General features: G+C 36.1%; 13 protein-coding genes and 1 riboswitch. Of the genes, 6 read left to right on the plus strand and 7 right to left on the minus strand.

The features are described 5' to 3' along the window. Positions 1–19: 19 nt before the first annotated feature. Together DWB61_RS11640 and DWB61_RS11645 are read left to right on the plus strand one after the other, a co-directional pair. Positions 20–2,395: a transglycosylase domain-containing protein gene (locus tag DWB61_RS11640; RefSeq protein ID WP_125031082.1), complete on the plus strand. Its 2,376-nt coding sequence runs from the start codon at positions 20–22 to the stop codon at positions 2,393–2,395. Positions 2,396–2,440: 45 nt separating this feature from the next. Further along, positions 2,441–2,640: riboswitch (cobalamin riboswitch) on the plus strand. A 240-nt stretch (positions 2,641–2,880) separates the two neighbouring features. After that, on the plus strand, positions 2,881–4,215 hold the full coding sequence (locus tag DWB61_RS11645; protein ID WP_125031083.1) for a sigma-54-dependent transcriptional regulator: 1,335 nt from the start codon (positions 2,881–2,883) through the stop codon (positions 4,213–4,215). A 13-nt stretch (positions 4,216–4,228) separates the two neighbouring features. Here DWB61_RS11645 and DWB61_RS11650 read toward each other — a convergent pair whose 3' ends face one another. Beyond that, positions 4,229–6,766 (minus strand): ATP-binding protein, encoded by a 2,538-nt coding sequence (locus DWB61_RS11650; protein WP_125031084.1) that lies wholly within the window; start codon positions 6,764–6,766, stop codon positions 4,229–4,231. 297 nt (positions 6,767–7,063) lie between these two features. Between DWB61_RS11650 and DWB61_RS11655 the strand changes: the two genes are divergently transcribed. The 3 genes from DWB61_RS11655 to DWB61_RS11665 all read left to right on the plus strand — a co-directional run bounded on the left by DWB61_RS11655 (position 7,064) and on the right by DWB61_RS11665 (position 9,653). After that, a complete protein-coding gene (locus DWB61_RS11655; protein ID WP_125031085.1) occupies positions 7,064–7,918 on the plus strand; it encodes a Cbp1 family collagen-binding glycoprotein adhesin in 855 nt (284 codons plus the stop codon). 329 nt (positions 7,919–8,247) lie between these two features. Further along, positions 8,248–9,102, plus strand: a complete 855-nt coding sequence (locus DWB61_RS11660) for a Cbp1 family collagen-binding glycoprotein adhesin (protein WP_125031086.1) — start codon at positions 8,248–8,250, stop codon at positions 9,100–9,102. Positions 9,103–9,272: 170 nt separating this feature from the next. Further along, positions 9,273–9,653 (plus strand): hypothetical protein, encoded by a 381-nt coding sequence (locus DWB61_RS11665; RefSeq protein WP_125031087.1) that lies wholly within the window; start codon positions 9,273–9,275, stop codon positions 9,651–9,653. Positions 9,654–9,710: 57 nt separating this feature from the next. Here the strand turns inward: DWB61_RS11665 and DWB61_RS11670 are convergent, their stop codons facing one another. Beyond that, positions 9,711–10,532 carry an ion transporter gene (locus DWB61_RS11670; protein WP_125031088.1) on the minus strand — a complete coding sequence of 274 codons (822 nt, stop codon included), beginning with the start codon at positions 10,530–10,532 and terminating at the stop codon, positions 9,711–9,713. Positions 10,533–10,729: 197 nt separating this feature from the next. On the opposite strand from DWB61_RS11670, the gene DWB61_RS11675 reads away from it, so the two are divergent. Continuing rightward, the gene (locus DWB61_RS11675; RefSeq protein WP_125031089.1) at positions 10,730–11,476 is read left to right on the plus strand and encodes a hypothetical protein; all 747 of its coding nucleotides are present in this window, start codon (positions 10,730–10,732) and stop codon (positions 11,474–11,476) included. A gap of 321 nt (positions 11,477–11,797) precedes the next feature. Here DWB61_RS11675 and DWB61_RS11680 read toward each other — a convergent pair whose 3' ends face one another. The 5 genes from DWB61_RS11680 to DWB61_RS11700 form a co-directional block, all read right to left on the minus strand. Beyond that, entirely contained in the window at positions 11,798–12,751 is a 954-nt protein-coding gene (locus tag DWB61_RS11680) for a mevalonate kinase family protein (RefSeq protein ID WP_125031090.1), read from the minus strand. 9 nt (positions 12,752–12,760) lie between these two features. Then, positions 12,761–13,798: a diphosphomevalonate decarboxylase gene (locus DWB61_RS11685; RefSeq protein ID WP_125031091.1), complete on the minus strand. Its 1,038-nt coding sequence runs from the start codon at positions 13,796–13,798 to the stop codon at positions 12,761–12,763. Between the two features lie 109 nt (positions 13,799–13,907). Then, a complete protein-coding gene (locus DWB61_RS11690; RefSeq protein ID WP_125031092.1) occupies positions 13,908–14,843 on the minus strand; it encodes a GYDIA family GHMP kinase in 936 nt (311 codons plus the stop codon). A 7-nt stretch (positions 14,844–14,850) separates the two neighbouring features. Beyond that, positions 14,851–16,221, minus strand: a complete 1,371-nt coding sequence (locus DWB61_RS11695) for a hydroxymethylglutaryl-CoA reductase, degradative (protein WP_262884962.1) — start codon at positions 16,219–16,221, stop codon at positions 14,851–14,853. Then, the gene (locus DWB61_RS11700) at positions 16,222–17,214 is read right to left on the minus strand and encodes a beta/alpha barrel domain-containing protein (protein WP_125031094.1); all 993 of its coding nucleotides are present in this window, start codon (positions 17,212–17,214) and stop codon (positions 16,222–16,224) included. Between the last annotated feature and the right edge of the window lie 41 nt (positions 17,215–17,255).

Genomic DNA, 17,255 nt, shown 5'->3' on the forward strand with positions numbered 1-17,255 from the left:
CAATTAATTTTAGATAAATATGACTGATTCAGATCTTAATAAAACGGACAACAAAACTAAAGGATCTAAAAATTTCAAAAAATATATCATTGCATTTTGGGCTATGTTTTCATTTATAGTCTTAAGTGTATTCTTTTTCTTTATAGGTATTTCAAATGGAAATTTTGGATTTATGCCGAGTTTCGAAGAGCTTGAGAACCCCAAAAATAGTTTGGCCACTGAAATTTATTCTTCAGATAAGGTTCTTCTTGGAAAATTCTACTTTCAAAATAGAAGTTTTGTGAAATACGAAGAGTTATCTCCTGATATGGTGAATGCTTTGGTAGCAACCGAAGATGTTCGATTTTACGATCATTCTGGTGTCGATTTAATTGGTCTTGGTCGTGTTGTTAAAGGATTAATTACTGCTAACAGAAATGCAGGGGGAGGAAGTACCCTTTCGCAACAATTAGCCAAAATGTTATTCCCTAGAGAGCGATTCAGTAGCAAACTAGACATGGTATTTAGGAAATTTCGTGAGTGGGTTATCGGTGTTAAACTGGAACGTAGTTATACTAAAGAAGAAATTCTTACCATGTATTTAAATAAATACGATTTTTTAAACCTTGCAGTTGGTGTTAAATCTGCAGCCCACGTTTATTTTAATACAACTCCCGATTCGCTTAAAATTGAACAAGCGGCCATGTTGGTTGGTATGGCTAAGAATTCGTCATACTACAACCCACTTCGTCGACCTGAATTAACTTTAGATAGACGTAATGTTGTTTTAAGTCAAATGGTGAAGTATAATTATCTTGAACAAGAGCAATACGATTCACTTAAGCTTTTACCTCTCAATCTGGATTACCAAAAAGTTGACCACCGAAGAGGAAGCGCAACATACTTTAGAGAATATTTAAGAACAAGTCTGACGGCCCAAAAACCTGTTCGAAGTCGTTATCCTTCCTGGAATCAACAACGTTTTGTTGAAGATTCTCTAGAGTGGAAGAATAACCCATTTTTCGGATGGTGTAATAAGAATAAAAAAGCAAACGGTGAATCATATAATATTTATCAGGATGGTCTGAAAATATATACGACCATTGATTCTCGTATGCAAAAATATGCCGAGCAAGCCGTCAGAGAGCATTTGGGTCTTGATTTGCAAGCTGCTTTTGACAATGAGAAGAGATATCATAGAAATCCTCCTTTTTCTGATGATTTAGATGATGAAGCTGTAGATAATAATTTATACCAATCAATGAGACGAAGTGAGAGGTATAGAGTTTTAAAAGACAAAGATATTTCCCTTGATTCTATTAAAAGTATTTTCAAAACACCTACCCCAATGAGAATTTTCACTTGGAAAGGGGAGCGCGATACCATATTATCACCTAATGATTCTATGCTTTATTATAAGGGATTTCTTAGAGCTGGTTTTATGTCTATGGTTCCACAAACAGGCGAAGTTCGAGCCTATGTCGGTGGACCAAACTACAAACACTTTATGTACGATATGGTAAATAATGGTAAGCGCCAAGTTGGTTCTATCATCAAACCATTCCTGTACACAGTAGCCATGCAAGAAGGATTAACACCATGTGATAAGGTTCCCAATATTGCACAGACTTTTGATGTGGGTGATGGCACAACCTGGACTTCTCGAAATTCAACTAGCGAACGCACAGGCGAGATGGTAACACTAAGGTGGGGACTAGCCAACTCTGTAAATAATATCTCAGGATGGGTTTTGAAGCAATTTAAACCTCAAGCTGTTGTCAATATGGCAAAAAAGATGGGTGTTATTAGTCAAATCGATCCAGTACCTTCAGTTTTTCTGGGTACATCTGAGATCACTGTAAGAGAAATGGTAGGTGCCTACGGAACCTATGCCAACAAAGGTGTTTACATTAAACCACGTTGTATTTCAAGAATTGAAGATAGCAAAGGAAACGAAATTGCTCATTCTATCCCTCAAAAACATGAAGCGATGAGTGCTAAAACGGCTTACCTAATGACCAATCTTCTTGAAGGGGTTGTAAGACGAGGGACCGGAAGACGTCTAGGCTGGAAATACAATCTCCACAACCCTATGGGAGGAAAAACAGGAACAACTCAGAATCATTCGGATGGATGGTTTATGGGTATTACCCCCAACTTAGTTTCTGGAGTCTGGGTTGGAGCAGAAGATAGAGCCATCCACTTCGAGGGAATTACTCTGGGACAAGGCGCTAATATGGCTTTACCTATTTGGGCACTTTATATGCAAAAAGTATATGCTGATGAATCTTTAAATATACCGATAGGCAAATTTGAAAAACCTCAAGGTTTCAATATTGATCTGGATTGTAATACAAAATCGGCAAACTCTAAAAATAAAGGTCTAATAGAATCTGAAGAAGAGGATTTCTTTTAAAAAATCAATCAGCTCATATTATTGGCAAATTATAATTTTTGATTAAACTTGCAGAACGATTTGGGTTCCGAAAGGAATAATAGGGAATCCTGTTAAAAACAGGAGCTGTCCCCGCAGCTGTAATTCTTGATTCAAAATTTTTCGAATCTGTATTTTGAACATAAGACCACTGTCCACCTTTGGCGGATGGGAAGGTGTTCAAAATTGAGATAAGCCAGAAGACCTGCCTATAATCATGAGTTTAGCTTTCGGGTAAGAAAAGCAGAAAGTCTCTGTAACCTTTCACTTTTTTGACGCAAGCAGAGTTGATCTTTGCCATAGATCTTCTCTTGAGAATTCATAAGTAACTGTTATAAGGATTGTAAAATTGCAACAGCAAGCTTACAATCCTTTATTTTTTTTCAAACTCATAGTATACCGTCAAAGCTTTTTAATTAATTTTGTCTAAATTGACTTTCACCGTTTAGCATACCGATAAGCTCATTATGAATAAAATCCTCATTATAGACGATGATCCTACGATCTGTATTATGCTTCAAGGCCTACTTAACAAGAAAGGTTTCGAATCGGACATCGCCTTTTCTGCCAATGAAGGATTAAAAAAATTTAGCAGTTTTAAGCCAAACTTGGTCATTAGTGATTTCCGTTTACCTGATATCAATGGCCTTGATCTTCTCAAACAAATAAAGAGTTTGAATCCTCACATGCCAGTCATCATCATGACATCTTATGCGGAGATTCGAACAGCTGTGAATGCCATAAAACTGGGAGCTTACGAATACATAACAAAACCTCTCAATCCTGAAGAAATTCTCGTCCTTATCAATTCCGCAATAGAAAAATCTAAAACCGTTGAGAAAGTTGGTCAAACTAAAAAAATTGAATTTATTCGTGGAAATAGTCCTAATTCTATTCAAATCGACCAGTATATCAATCTGGTTGCTCCAACTGACATGTCTGTGATTATTGAAGGAGAAAGTGGTACTGGAAAAGAAATTGTTGCTCGAAGAATTCATGAGGCCAGTGCCAGAAAGAATAGAAACTTTGTAGCTGTAGACTGTGGCGCCTTATCCAATGAGTTAGCAGGAAGTGAACTTTTTGGTCACAACAAAGGTTCTTTTACAGGGGCCATTACCGATAAAAAAGGTCAGTTTGAATTTGCCAAAGGAGGGACACTCTTCCTGGATGAGATTGGAAATTTATCCTACGAAATTCAGATCAAACTATTAAGAGCTATTCAAGAAAAAAAAATCCGTCAGCTTGGTAGCAATAATGATATCGATACCGATGTTAGAATCCTCGTTGCAACCAATGAAGATCTAATTAAAGAGGTTAATAAGGCTAATTTCAGAGAGGATTTATACCACCGCTTGAACGAATTCAAGATTTCGGTTCCAGCTCTTCGCGATAGAAAAGAAGACATTAAGCTTTTCGCCGATAATTTTCTAAACCTATCCAATCAGGAACTCAATAAAAACATCAATCTTTTTTCTGATGAATTTATTCAGAAACTTAAAGCATACAGTTGGCCAGGAAATTTAAGAGAGCTTAGAAATGTGATTCGAAGAGCCTTACTTTTAAGCACAGGAGAACGTATTGAAACATCAGCCTTACCTCCAGAAATCCTCCACTATCAGGAAACAACAAGTATCGCTAATAATACGACTGATTTGAAACTTATTCAAGCTTCAACAGAAAGAGATAAAATTATAGATATCTTGAGAGAAGTCAACAACAATAAATCAAAGGCGGCTCGCTTACTCAATATCGATAGAAAAACGCTTTATACTAAAATGAAGCAATACGGTATTGAGGGGTGATTCCAGGATCTAGTTAAGCGTTCTTTTGCAAGTCGTCAATTTGTTCAAAAACCTGATTGGATAATTCCTCAAGTTTGTTAATAGATTGATTCACCTCTTCAAGACTCAATAGTTTATCAGACTTTTGATGAATCATTTTTTCTAATTCTAACAATATCTCGCTTGCTGACTCTATTTTAAGTTGTCGGTAAGAACTTAACATTCTATGGGCAACTTCACCTAGTTGCTTATAATTCTTATCATCACTAGCATCTTTAAGGAGCTGAATACTCTCTTTAGCAATCCGCATAAAACTGGTCAGAATCTGATTAACTAAGGCATTATCCCCTCCAGAGAATTTCTTTACTTCTGATAAATCAAATAATAGATGATACGTTTCATATATTGATTTCACTTCCCCTAGTGGACACATTTCAACTTCGAGACTCAATTGCTCACACAGGATTTCCAATAATGCATCTTCTTCAAAGGGCTTCAATAAGTAGGCTGACATCCCTTCTTTGATATATTTATCTAAATCTACTTGACGCACATTTGCTGTTAAAGCAATAATAGGCATCTCTGATTTTAGCTTGGTTCGGATATGCTTACAAAGATCCACACCTCCCATTTCTGGCATATGAATATCAGTCAGTAGAATATCAAACTTTTTATTTTGCATACACTCCAGAGCCTTCAAACCATTATTTACAAAGCTTGCATTTAGATTCCATCCTTTAAAAATAGTTTGCATCAGAAGCGAACTGTATTCATCATCCTCAGCCACCAATATCCTTTTTTGCTTAAGTTCATCAGATACTTTATGAATATGCTTCACCAATGATTCTTCACTAATAACTTCACCCTTTGTAATTGGAAGATCCAAACGAAATTCAGATCCTTTACCTAATTCACTACTGACACTTAAATCGCCACCTAACATTCTAGCTAAACGTCTACTGATAGATAGTCCCAAACCAGTTCCTCCATATTTTCTTGCAGAGAAGGATTCTGCCTGACTGAAATCTTCGAAAACGTGCTCCAATTTATCAGATGAAATACCAATCCCTGTATCAATCAGACTCACTTTAAACGTGTTTTTGTCAGCATCTGTTTCCATTACAGCCTTTATGCTTACGGCACCTACTTCTGTAAACTTAATGGCATTGGAACCTAGATTCAATAAGATTTGCTTTAAACGAAAAGGATCACTTTCAAATAGGTATTGGTCTTCACCCTCGTAAGTCCATGAAAACTTGACATTCTTTTTATTAGCAGAAACACTTAACAAGCTGTAAACCTCCTGTATCAATTTCTTAGGTTCGAAACTCTGCTTTTCTATCACCAGTTTACCGGCTTCAATTTTCGCAAGATCTAGAATATCATTAACCAAACCTAAAAGATGATTTGACGAATTTCCAATCACTTCAACATACTTGGTTTGCTCCGTATTCATTTCCGTTTTTTCAAGCTGACGAGAGAAACCAATCAAAGCATTTAAGGGTGTTCTAATCTCATGGCTCATCGATGCTAAAAATTCTTCTTTCACTTTAGCTAATTTCTCAGCTTTGCCTTTGGCAAGGATAAGTTGTTTTTTCAGATAATCTGATTTTGAAAGATCGAGAAGGGTAAAAAGAATGAATAATACACCAAAAATAAACCCAACAATAATAACAATGGTAATAAGTATGATGGAGTCTTTAGCTATTTGCTCGGTTCGAGTAACCTTTTGTGTAATATCTCTGATTTGTTGTTGTTCAAGCTCAGTTAGTAGCTTTTTTATCTTCTGTAGAATGATAGAATTTTCATCAACTAATTTAAGTTCCTCGTGCATTAATCTTTCACGAGCCTCTTGCTCTTTCCTACGAGATAACTCTAGTTCTTCCTTAAAACTATTGAATAAACTGTCTTGTTTTTGGATAAAGCTACTGTCAATTCCCACCTCTTGGCGTTCAATCACACGATCAACAACCTCGTACTTGGATTCTTTTTTCTTTCCAAATTTAATTCCAAGGAAGCTTTTAGGTTCTTCTATCTTTTTCTTGATTTTCTTTATTGTATCAACAATAGTCCGCTTGGTTATAGAGCTCTCAAACTCAGTTCGTGAATATTTAGAAGCATCACTCAATTCTTGTAAAGCTTGCTCAGTATAATTTATACTCTCCTTAACCTTTTTGATTCGAGCAAAAGCATCCAATTTTTTGGAACGAACATCAATCAAGAAGATCATCGAATCAATCATTTGAATTGAATGTGCATTCTTAATATTACTTGAACGCAAAGAGTCCAGGTCGTATTTAATAGACTTAACCTTTTTTACAAACAAATTCAAATACTGCTCTTTCTTAGTTAGAGAATAAACTCGAATATGATTTTCAGCTTCAGAAAGATCGGTAAGAAGGTGGTTCATGCGAGAAATCTCGGCATCAGGTTTAGACAGTTGAGATACTGAATTCATCAACCTTTTATAGCTTGAGTGACCAATAAACCCAGCACTTACTATCGTTATTAGTAATACAAGATAACCTGCAATCACTTTTACTCTGATGTGTTGATCTTTATTTTTTACCATATGAGGTTCGAAATGTTTGTAAAATACAAATTTAGAGGATTTTATATATAAACCGATGTTAAAATTCTACAATTGAGGATTTCTCACTCAGTTATGGCTAAAAATTCCCCAATTCAAGTCCAGGCTCCAAACTCACAACAGAAACTTTATTTCACCTGCCAAGAATTCATATGTCACATTTTAAACAACTTACGAAACAATTATCACAAAATAAGTTTAGGATATTCACTTTGGCATAATAATTACAATACATGTTTCAAGAATTAAACTAGAATCACATAAATAAAGATTAAACACATGAAACGTATTATCATTGCCTTATCAATTCTTCCTTTTTTCGTTGCTTGTAATCAGAAAGAAATCAAACAACTTAAAGAACAAAATCAAGAACTTACAATCGCAGCAAATGAAAAAGAAGTTGCCATTAATGATTTTGTAGCAACTTTAAATTCTATTGAGGAAAATATTGAGATTATTAAAGAGAAAGAAAATATTGTCGTTGTAAACTCTGAGAATCCAGACAAATCTCAAAAACAAAAAATTTCAAGTGCACTGACTTCTATCAATAATATTCTTGAGCAAAATCGTTTAAAGATTGCTGAGCTTGATAGGAAACTTAAAAATGGCTGGTACCAAAATTCAAAGTTGAGAAAATTAACTGATCGTTTGAAAGCTGATGTTGCTCAAAAAGAAGCTGACATTGTAATTCTTACAGAGAATATTGCTTCATTAAATATCAAAGTAGAAGGTTTAACAACGAGTGTTGCAAGTCTAAATACAACTGTTGATAGTTTAAGTACTGAAAATGCTGAAAGAGCAAAACTTATTGAAGAGAAAACCAACAACCTAAATACTGCTTACTATGTGATTGGGTCTAGTTCTGAGCTAAAATCAAAGAATATTATCAGTAAAAAAGGTGGTATTATTGGCATCGGTTCTGCTACTGTTTTAAACGAAAACTTCGATTCAAGAGAGTTCAAACAAATTGATATCAGAGAAATAGCATTAATCCCTTTTGAAGGTGAAAAAATTGAAGTTATCACAACCCATCCTCTAAACTCATTTAAATTAGAAGCGGGAAAAGGATTAGCAATTATTGATGCTGAACAATTTTGGAAAAGCTCAAAATACCTGGTCGTTAAAATTCGATAATCAAAACCTACTGAAAAGTGCATTAAAGAAAGGCCATCCTTTCAGATGGTCTTTCATCTTTCCAAACATATATTGTTATTTTAGTAAAGCGGATGTGTTACATAATTGAGGAGGCACACCACAGTAGTGAGGAAATATTCCACAGTTTGACTCCCCAATTAATACATCGGGAAGTTCAAACCAAACAGAAAACATCATACAAAGCCTACGAACAGTGGCTTTTACAATAATTTTTCAAACTCAATTTTTCAGAATTTTATTTTTGGCACAGTATTTATACTATACATTCCTGAATTTATTTTGAATATTGTAATAATTAGAACATGACTATGAAACGTATTATTTTTGCATTATTGATCCTAACTGTTTTTGCTTCTTGTAACCAAAAAGAACTTGAACAACTAAAGGCTGACAAAGTACAACTTACAGAAACACTTAAGCAGAAAGAAGTTTCTATTAATGAGTTTGTCTCTACTTTAAACTCTATCGAAGAGAATCTTGAAATCATTAAAGAAAAAGAGAAGATTGTAGCTGTTGATTCAGAAGCTCCTACTAAATCTCAAAAGCAAAAAATTGCTAAAAATATCACTGCTATCAATAACTTACTTGAGCAGAACCGTGCTAAGATTGCTGATTTAGACAAGAAACTAAAAGGTAGCTGGTACCAAAACTCTAAATTGAGAAAATTAACTGATCGTTTGAAAGCTGATGTTGCTCAGAAAGAAGCTGACATTGCTGCTTTAACAGAGCAAGTTGCTAACCTTAACATTAAAGTTGAAGGATTAAACGAAAACGTTACTAAATTAAATACTGCAGTTAACGAGTTAACTACAGAAAATGCTGATCAAGCTAAAACTATTAGCGAAAGAACAACTTCAATGAATACTGCTTACTATGTAGTAGGTTCTACTTCTGAGCTAAAAGCTAAGAATGTAATCTCTAAAAAAGGTGGTATTATCGGAATCGCTTCTGCTACAGTTTTAAACGAGAATGCAGATACAAAAGAATTTGAAAAAATTGATATCACTGAGACTACTTTGATTCCTGTTGAAGGAAAGAAGATTACTTTGGTAACTACTCACTCTGCAAGCTCTTATAAGTTTGAAGAAGGTAAAGGTATTACCATTACTAATGCTGACGAATTTTGGAAGTCTTCAAAATTCCTAGTAGTTAAGGCTCGATAATCAATTCATGGTTGAGTTTTAAGGTTGTCCAAGAAAGGCTGTTCATTACGAACAGCCTTTCTTATTTTTACCCGTTTGGTACTTCCAATTCACAAATACGAGAATCCTTTGTTGTATTAATTGAATTATTTAGTATTTTTATTCATTCTAAATAAATAAAATATTCAATTATGGACAAAGCACATAACATCAATAAATTTTACGCGTTACTTTTGATCCTTTTAGGTTCTTTCGGTTTTATTATGCGATATGTAGAGCTGGGCGATATGCAATTCACGGCCCTAATTCCGGCTGTATTCGGACTAATTCTGCTCTCTTTTACCAATGGTATTAAGAATGAGAATTCAGTAATTGGTCACTTAGCAGGTGTTCTAACCCTTCTTCTAGTTGTTATGTCAGCTGTGATGCTAACAAAGGGCTTAGTAGCTGAATTTAGCCTGGGACGCAAACAAATCATTTTCCTATTTGTAATTGCAGGAGGAATATACAGTTTACGCGCTCAATTTCTATACTTCAAAGCACAACGTAGAAGAAAAGCGAAATTGAAATAAATCAATAAACACATTAAACAACAATCCCGATTTGCATGAGCAGATCGGGATTTGTTCTTAGTTAGAATGTATTTCATGTTGTCTTGTTAATAGATCACAACCACAATGAGGGCACTTTCTATCCTCTTTTTTCTGTTTGACTTGTTCAACTTTTGCCATAAAGCCAGCTCCAACAATTCCTGTAGGTAAAGCAACAATCCCAATCCCAAGAATCGCAATCAAACCGCTTATGAATTTACCTAATCCTGTAATAGGATAAATATCTCCATATCCAACTGTTGTGAGTGTGGCAACTGCCCACCAAAATGATTCAAGAATATTCGAAAAAGCTTCAGGTTGTTTATCACCTTCGATATGATACATGAGGAATGAAGCGATCATTAGAATTAGAAAAGTTAAAAAACCCGTTACGGCTAGTTCTGACTTCTTTTCTTTGATGACTGCCCATATTAAGTTTAGAGAATCATTATATCGATTAAGTTTCAAAATTCTAAGGAATCTCGTTAATCTTAAAGCTCGTAAGAATCTTAAATCAATCTTTATAAGCATTGGTAAGAAAAAAGGTAGGATTGCGAGTAAGTCAATTAAACCATAAGTAGAAAAAATAAATTTTGATGCTGATTTTAATCTTGTTTCTGAAGGATGGGTAACATCAGAAACATATATTCTCATAAAATACTCAATTGTAAAAATACCAATAGACAAAATATTAAAGCCGTAAAGAATCTCAGAATATTTTGAATGTACATCTGGTATTGATTCTAAGATTATTGATACCAAACTCATTACAATCAGGCTCATTATGAAATTATCGAACATCTGATTTAATCTTCTTCCATGAGAACCTTTTTCCACTAATTCGTATATCCTACTTTTCATGCTCAATATGTATTTCTTTTCGGACTCAAATCTAACACATATCATTATATATACATAACATTGCGAAAACATATAATAATTTTACTAATTTTTCCTAAATTAGATCTCGGTTGTTGGAAATTAAATCAAACAAAAGTCCTGGATAAGTGCTTAAGAATAGGTGAGATGACTTTTGACACCATTTTAAATAAATCCCAATGTCAGATCAACAAGAACTAATAGATATAATGGAGGAGATTAAAGTTTTTCCCCGGGAAAAAATTAAAAATTTCACCACACCCATCAGCATCTATTTAAATGAAGCTGATAACCTACACACCCGTGCCAATCTTGATTTATTACAACTTCAGGAAGTTGGCATGTCGGCAGATTTACTCGATAGACTGAAACATCTCACCACAGCACTTCGACGTGCGCAGGTCAATTGGAAAGAATTAAAAACCGAGAAACAAAAAGCTCAATCTATTTGGAAACAAGAATCGAAGACCCTCTACGAACTTCGTAAGGATTTGCTCGAAGGGATGAGTTTTGCTTTCCGAAAAGATGAAAATCTAATGCAACATTTACGCGAGATAAAAAAGGGGCGTAATCAAGCCGATGACATTCATGATTTATCGCGACTAGCCGTACTAGGCACGAGGAACCTACATCTATTAGAAGCCATTCATTTCGACATCAGCCTTTGCGATAAAGCCGCCAAGGCATCAAGCCGATTTGCTCATATATTAGGAGCTGTTAATGGGCATTTGTATGTCGAAGACGAAATTAAAATCACACGAGACAAAGCCTATAGTCTACTGAAAGAGGTGGTAGACGAGTTGCGTGCCTATGGTCGTTTTGCTTTCCGAAAGAAGCCTAACCAGCAAAAGTCTTACACAAGCTCATATATCCACAAACGAAATATCATGTACCGAAAAAATAAGAAATCATCACTTGAGGAATAGAATAAAACCATGCCCTTGATAGGGTGAATCTATTTTTCTCCTTAACAATGACTATTTGTTCCGATACGATAGGCTCCTGCGTACAAACAATTGTCTTTATTTTACTATCATTGCTCACGCTCTCACTTACAAAAGACATTTGCTTACAGTACAAATCTTCACACTTAAAGACAGGAAGCAAAATAGGTGAGACAGATAGGTTCGTTTGTGAGCAAATGATACCTACATGTGAACAAAAGTTATTGGACATCGATACAAACCAAATTTGCATGACAAAAATAACTCCATCCCTATAAGAAAACATGCTAAAATAAAATAGACCTAATTATTCTGATAAACCGTAACAATTTTGTGGCCTTTACTCATAAGAAGTTCTTGCGTTTGGCTGTAGTTCTGAGTAAATCCCAAGAGAAAACCACCCCCTCCCGAACCACAAAGTTTAAGTGAGAACATTTTATTATCGAGTCCAAACTCCCAAATAGACAGGAATTCATCGGGAATCATCGATTTAAAGTGCTGCAATTGGAAGCTTGAAAGCTTAGCAACATTATTAAAGAAAGGAGTCGATTCACCCCTTATGAGTTCTTGAATGCAGCTGTTGTTGAGTGGTATAAATTCCTGCTTTATCTGCTCTGAATAGTCTTCCTCATCGCAAGATTTTAGAAAAGCCTTAACCAAAGGTGCCGTATTGCCTTGCTTATCGGTATCAACAAGAAAAATGGCACTGTCCTGACCAAATTTACGCCCTGGCAAGGTCACCAACTCTATTTTTTTTGAATTATGAATCAATAGAGGCAATTTTAGGTAGGAATTTAAGGGATCCAAGCCTGAACTTTGTCCGTGGAAACCTGATTCTAGTTGAGAGAATAAAGTTTTCAATTCCGTAATTTGTTCGGTACGGATAACACGATTATTCGAAATCGCCTTGTGAGCATATTTTTTATAAATAGCTGCACATAAAGCTCCTGAACTCCCTAATCCATAACTCTCTGGAATGCTCGACTCAAAATATAAACCTTTGGCGACATCTTTCTTAAGGGCTTTAATGTGAATAAAAGTATCAAGCTGATTCTCTTCAATATACTCACAGAATTTTTGAAGTTCCTCATTCGATCGACGAGCAAATTGTCTATCGGTATATTTATTCTCATCGATAAAACTCAACTCACCCTTAAAATGAGTGTACGGAATACTCAATCCCATTGAATTAAATAGAACAGCGTACTCCCCAAAGAGTAAAATTTTAGCGTAATATTGTTCAGGTCTATGATTCATTACAATGTCTTATTTGATTCTCTTAGGACCATTCCCCATACCATCCTGAATATATTTACCCTCTTCCAAAAGCTCAATCAACTCTTGCTTAATAAAGTTCTGAATGATAAATTCATCAGCCTTTGGGTACAAAAGATGAATATTAGGCCCAGCATCCAAAGTAAAGCAAAGTGGAATTTGAGTTTTTTCCCTAAAGTTCTTAATTCGCTCTATGGCGATAAGCGTATTCGGTTTTAACAAAGTGTAAGATGGATTTGAACTCATCATCAGCCCGTGCAAACTAAGAGCCTCATTCTCGACAATATGAGTGAACTTATCAAAATCACCTTGTTCCAAAACATCTAATAGTTCCACCATATTAAGACGTGCTTGCTGAAAACGAGCATCGGCATAAGGGTGATCTACCATCAGTTCATGACCGGCTGTACTCGAAACCTTCTTAGGCGAAGAATCGATCATCAGAATCGTATCCTGTAGATCCTGAAAAGTTGGGTGAATCGTTCCTTTAAAAGGGATGGCAAAATAATTAGAGCTCTCAGTCTGACCTTCCATTTCACCCCAAATAGCATATTGTCCAAATACCGAACGCGAAGCACTACCCGAACCTAGACGAGCAATTCTACTGGCTTTCTGAAGGAAGAAATCACGAGGCATCTCCATTTCATCAATAGCCTCCTGCATACTACAAAGGCACAAAGCCAAGGCACTCATAGCAGAAGCTGAACTGGCAATACCTGCCGAATGTGGAAAGGTATTGGAACTCGAAATCTTAAGTTGATATTTAGTCAGGCAAGGCAAATCGTTTGAAACAGAATCAATGAATTTGCTCAACTTCTCTTCAAAAGCTTTATTCTCTTTCCCTTCGAAAAGGTAGGTAAGATCTTTTTCTCCCGGCTTCTTGGGAGAATAAGTCAGTTCAAAACGAGAAACTGACGCGCTCAAACTCATACTTAAAGAAGGATTGCAAGGTAGTTGAACACCCATTTTTCCCCAATATTTAACCAAAGCTATATTAGATGGGCTTTCCCATATGATCGTATTTTTCATCCAATTATAATTTTATATTTTGGTCGGATGGAAGCCGCCATTTTAATCGTTTTCGTGTATATTAAAGCTTTGCTCATGGCTCGTTACATTCTTATCAATTTCTTTTTTTTTACAAATCACCTTCATCTTCGAGCACCATATTATCCCATGGGATAAGCGTATTTAGGCCTTTCAATCGAAAATAGTTTGTTAATGTTTTTTTATCCCAATCGCTACGGACCATTACAAAATCCCCCCCCCATGCTCCTAAGGATTTTATGGATCCCTCAAAATCGGGAAAAGCGAGTTTCTTTATGCTTGGTATGCCTAATATGTTTGAGGTAATTGCTTCGTGCTCCTCAATTATCTTATCGAAATCAACGGCCAATTCTGCATCTAAAAGGTGAAGAGATAGGCTGGATATTTCTTGTATTTCGAGATTGTAATCTTTCTTTTGAGTTAAAAATCGCCTCACTTCATTCTCCGTTTTTTGTTTTTTTCCCAGATATAGAAAATAGATTTGATCTTTAAATTCTGGTGAAAAAATACAAGCTTCGGTCCAAATCTTATTCTTTAGTCTTTGAAAAAGTATGGGTGTGTCGTTCTGCGCACAGGCTACATCGTAACCCGATCCTTTTGAAACTCGAGCAAGCAGATCGAAGGCATCAACCTGTGCCCATTGCGCCACATTATTTATGAGTGTAGAACTCGTTCCCAAACCCCAATTTCGATTAAAATTCAAATGGGTTTCTATTCGATAAGCCGATGCATTAAGAAAATTCGGATTCAAGGCTAATGCTTGTTTTAAGAGCTGTGCTATAAAAGTTTTTTCCGGCGAAAAATCTTCTGTGGGATTCAATAAGTCATCTTTATTCAGATGAAATTTTAACCACTGTTCATCATTTTCAAAGGCCTGCCAGATTAATCCTTCATTCGTTTTAGGATAAACTGAAAGCGATTGCCCATGCTGAGTAGGAACTGCCAAAGACAGGGCGCCTTTCAGCACCAAATACTCCGCAGTGATAAGGAGTTTACCGTTCGAATAAAAAAACTGAGCTTGATCCAAATCCTAATTATTTTGTGTTTCTAATGGTATTCAAAAAATTCTCAACTTCGCTATAACTCACCGTTGATTTTGCAAATCGAGATTTAGCCATCAGCTTTTCAGCTTTATTTGCATTAAAGGCATTCAATAAATTCGACAAATGCATTTTCATGTGCCCATGTTGAATACCCGTTGTGACCAAAGAGCGGATGGCTCCAAAATTATTAGCTAAACCAGAGGCAGCTGTCATCATCATCAGATCTTTTGCTGAAGGATCACCTAATAATTCTAAACCTAATTTTGCCAGAGGATGAAGTTTAGTTAAACCACCAACGGTCCCTAAAGCAAGAGGCAATTTTAGTTCATATCTAAATCGACCATCGCTCACTTCAGCCTTGGTCAAACTCTTATATTTTCCAGTTTGCGATGCCCAAACATGCGCATTCGCTTCAACTGCTCTAAAGTCATTTCCTGTTGCCAGTGCCACCGCATCAACTCCATTCATAATACCCTTATTATGAGTACATGCACGGTAAACATCAAGCTCAGCAATTTGAGTTGCCTTTAAAAATTTGTTGGCGAAAACCTCACCAGTCATGCCATCGAAAACATCATCGAGATCCTTAATATCACACTCAATCCAACATTTCACAAGGCAATCAGGCGTGTAGTTCGATAAAATAGACATTACAATCTCACACTCATGCTCCTCATCTGTCCAATCGACTTGGCTCCGAATGAACGTTTCAAGTGTGCTAGCCATCATCTCCAAACAAGAATTGATAAAATTGGCTCCCATTGCATCGAGCGTATTAAAACTCACATGCAATTGATGGTAATTCTCCATTTCATGACTCATATCAATTAGAGACAGGTCGAGAATTCCACCTCCACGTCGTCTCATATTGGTTGTTAAGCCATGTGTTGCGCACATCAGCTCCTTCTTCAGTTCAGGGAAAGCTAGCTTTAAACGATCGCTTTTGCCATTCCAAAGGAAATGAACTTGTCCTGTTTTTTCAACGGAGACAATTTCTGCGTGAAAGCCACCTTTATCTGCCCAAAACTTAGCCGAACGAGAAGCTGCTGCAATCACAGAACTCTCCTCAGTAACCATGGGTAGGTGATAAACCTTATTATTTATCACAAAATTAGGTGCAATCCCAAAGGGAAGGAAAAAATTAGATAAGGTGTTCTCACTGATTTCATCCAATAAGCTCTGCTGTTCAAGATCATTCAATCTGAAATAATCTAAATCAGCCTCAATCTGCTCACCTTTTCCACTAATCTCTCCCAAGTATTTCAACTTCTCTATTCGCGAAAGTTTCGAAAAACCCTTTATTATCTTATTCTCCATAAGGATATAACTTTTACTACACTTAAATAAATCATCTGATATCAGTTAGCGAAGATCCAGATAGGCTTCTGCCAACTGCAGTCCTTTTATCTGGCTCTTGATATAAGATTCAAGTTCGTTATACTCAGCCTGAGCATGTCTTAATAAAGCTGAAGCCTGACCATAAATAGCTGGCATCTTGCTTTTTTTCATCAGGTAATAACCATCCAAACAAGACGTCACTCCTCCTGAGATGATCAATTCTTTACACTGAATTGTTTTATTATTTTTATAGATAGCATTTGTCCACTCGAGCATCTCTTCGGCATTATGGCCTATTTCACTCAAAGCTTCCAAAACCTGACCTGCCTTTTCAGGATGGCGCATCAGCTCAATCTTTGCAAAATTTGTTCCTCCAAAGGCTCCAAATTCTAAAGCCTGCAAGGGTAATTGCATAAGAGCTTCCAAACTTTTGGGTCCCATACCTTGCCCTACCTCTTTCACTATAATGGGAGCCTTTATTTGCTCCATCATCTCATTCAAAGTTTCAATTGGGGATCGTTTCATAAGATCGCCCTCAGGCTGCAAGCTCTCTTGCATCGGATTAATATGAACAATTAAGCCATCGGCACGCAAATCGTGAAGCATAGCCTCAACCTTATCGAGAGCCTTATCTTTAATTAATGTCTCAATCTGACAGATACCTAGATTAGCATACAAAGGCAAATCATCACCAATAACAGAACGCATATCGAAATCAGCAAAATGAGCCTTACTATCCAGTATTGATCGACATGAGCCCAAACCCATTCCCATTCCAAACTGAGCACAAGCACGAGCCAAGTTCAAATTGATCTTAGCTGCTTTTTCTGTTCCGCCTGTCATACTCGAAACCCATATTGGGGTACGTAGCTGCTTACCTAAAAACTCAAAAGCTTGAAGTTCCTTATCAGGATGGGCACTTAAAAGAGGTTCGTAATAAAACCGCTTATCAGCCAATGCATTTTCCATATGCGAACGGAAAGCCAAATCAATATGGTCTCTTTTTCGGTCAGTCATCGTTTATATTCTGTTGTCAGTTATTTGTTATCGGTTTGAAA

Source organism: Ancylomarina euxina (genome assembly GCF_003863355.1).
In the GTDB taxonomy this organism is placed as follows: domain Bacteria; phylum Bacteroidota; class Bacteroidia; order Bacteroidales; family Marinifilaceae; genus Ancylomarina; species Ancylomarina euxinus.

Excerpts from the sequence above, each read along its gene's own strand:
- DWB61_RS11640 (WP_125031082.1), top strand. The coding sequence starts at position 20 with ATGACTGATTCAGATCTTAATAAAACGGACAACAAAACTAAAGGATCT.
- DWB61_RS11645 (WP_125031083.1), top strand. The coding sequence starts at position 2,881 with ATGAATAAAATCCTCATTATAGACGATGATCCTACGATCTGTATTATG.
- DWB61_RS11650 (WP_125031084.1), bottom strand. The coding sequence starts at position 6,766 with ATGGTAAAAAATAAAGATCAACACATCAGAGTAAAAGTGATTGCAGGT.
- DWB61_RS11655 (WP_125031085.1), top strand. The coding sequence starts at position 7,064 with ATGAAACGTATTATCATTGCCTTATCAATTCTTCCTTTTTTCGTTGCT.
- DWB61_RS11660 (WP_125031086.1), top strand. The coding sequence starts at position 8,248 with ATGAAACGTATTATTTTTGCATTATTGATCCTAACTGTTTTTGCTTCT.
- DWB61_RS11665 (WP_125031087.1), top strand. The coding sequence starts at position 9,273 with ATGGACAAAGCACATAACATCAATAAATTTTACGCGTTACTTTTGATC.
- DWB61_RS11670 (WP_125031088.1), bottom strand. The coding sequence starts at position 10,532 with ATGAAAAGTAGGATATACGAATTAGTGGAAAAAGGTTCTCATGGAAGA.
- DWB61_RS11675 (WP_125031089.1), top strand. The coding sequence starts at position 10,730 with ATGTCAGATCAACAAGAACTAATAGATATAATGGAGGAGATTAAAGTT.
- DWB61_RS11680 (WP_125031090.1), bottom strand. The coding sequence starts at position 12,751 with ATGAATCATAGACCTGAACAATATTACGCTAAAATTTTACTCTTTGGG.
- DWB61_RS11685 (WP_125031091.1), bottom strand. The coding sequence starts at position 13,798 with ATGAAAAATACGATCATATGGGAAAGCCCATCTAATATAGCTTTGGTT.
- DWB61_RS11700 (WP_125031094.1), bottom strand. The coding sequence starts at position 17,214 with ATGACTGACCGAAAAAGAGACCATATTGATTTGGCTTTCCGTTCGCAT.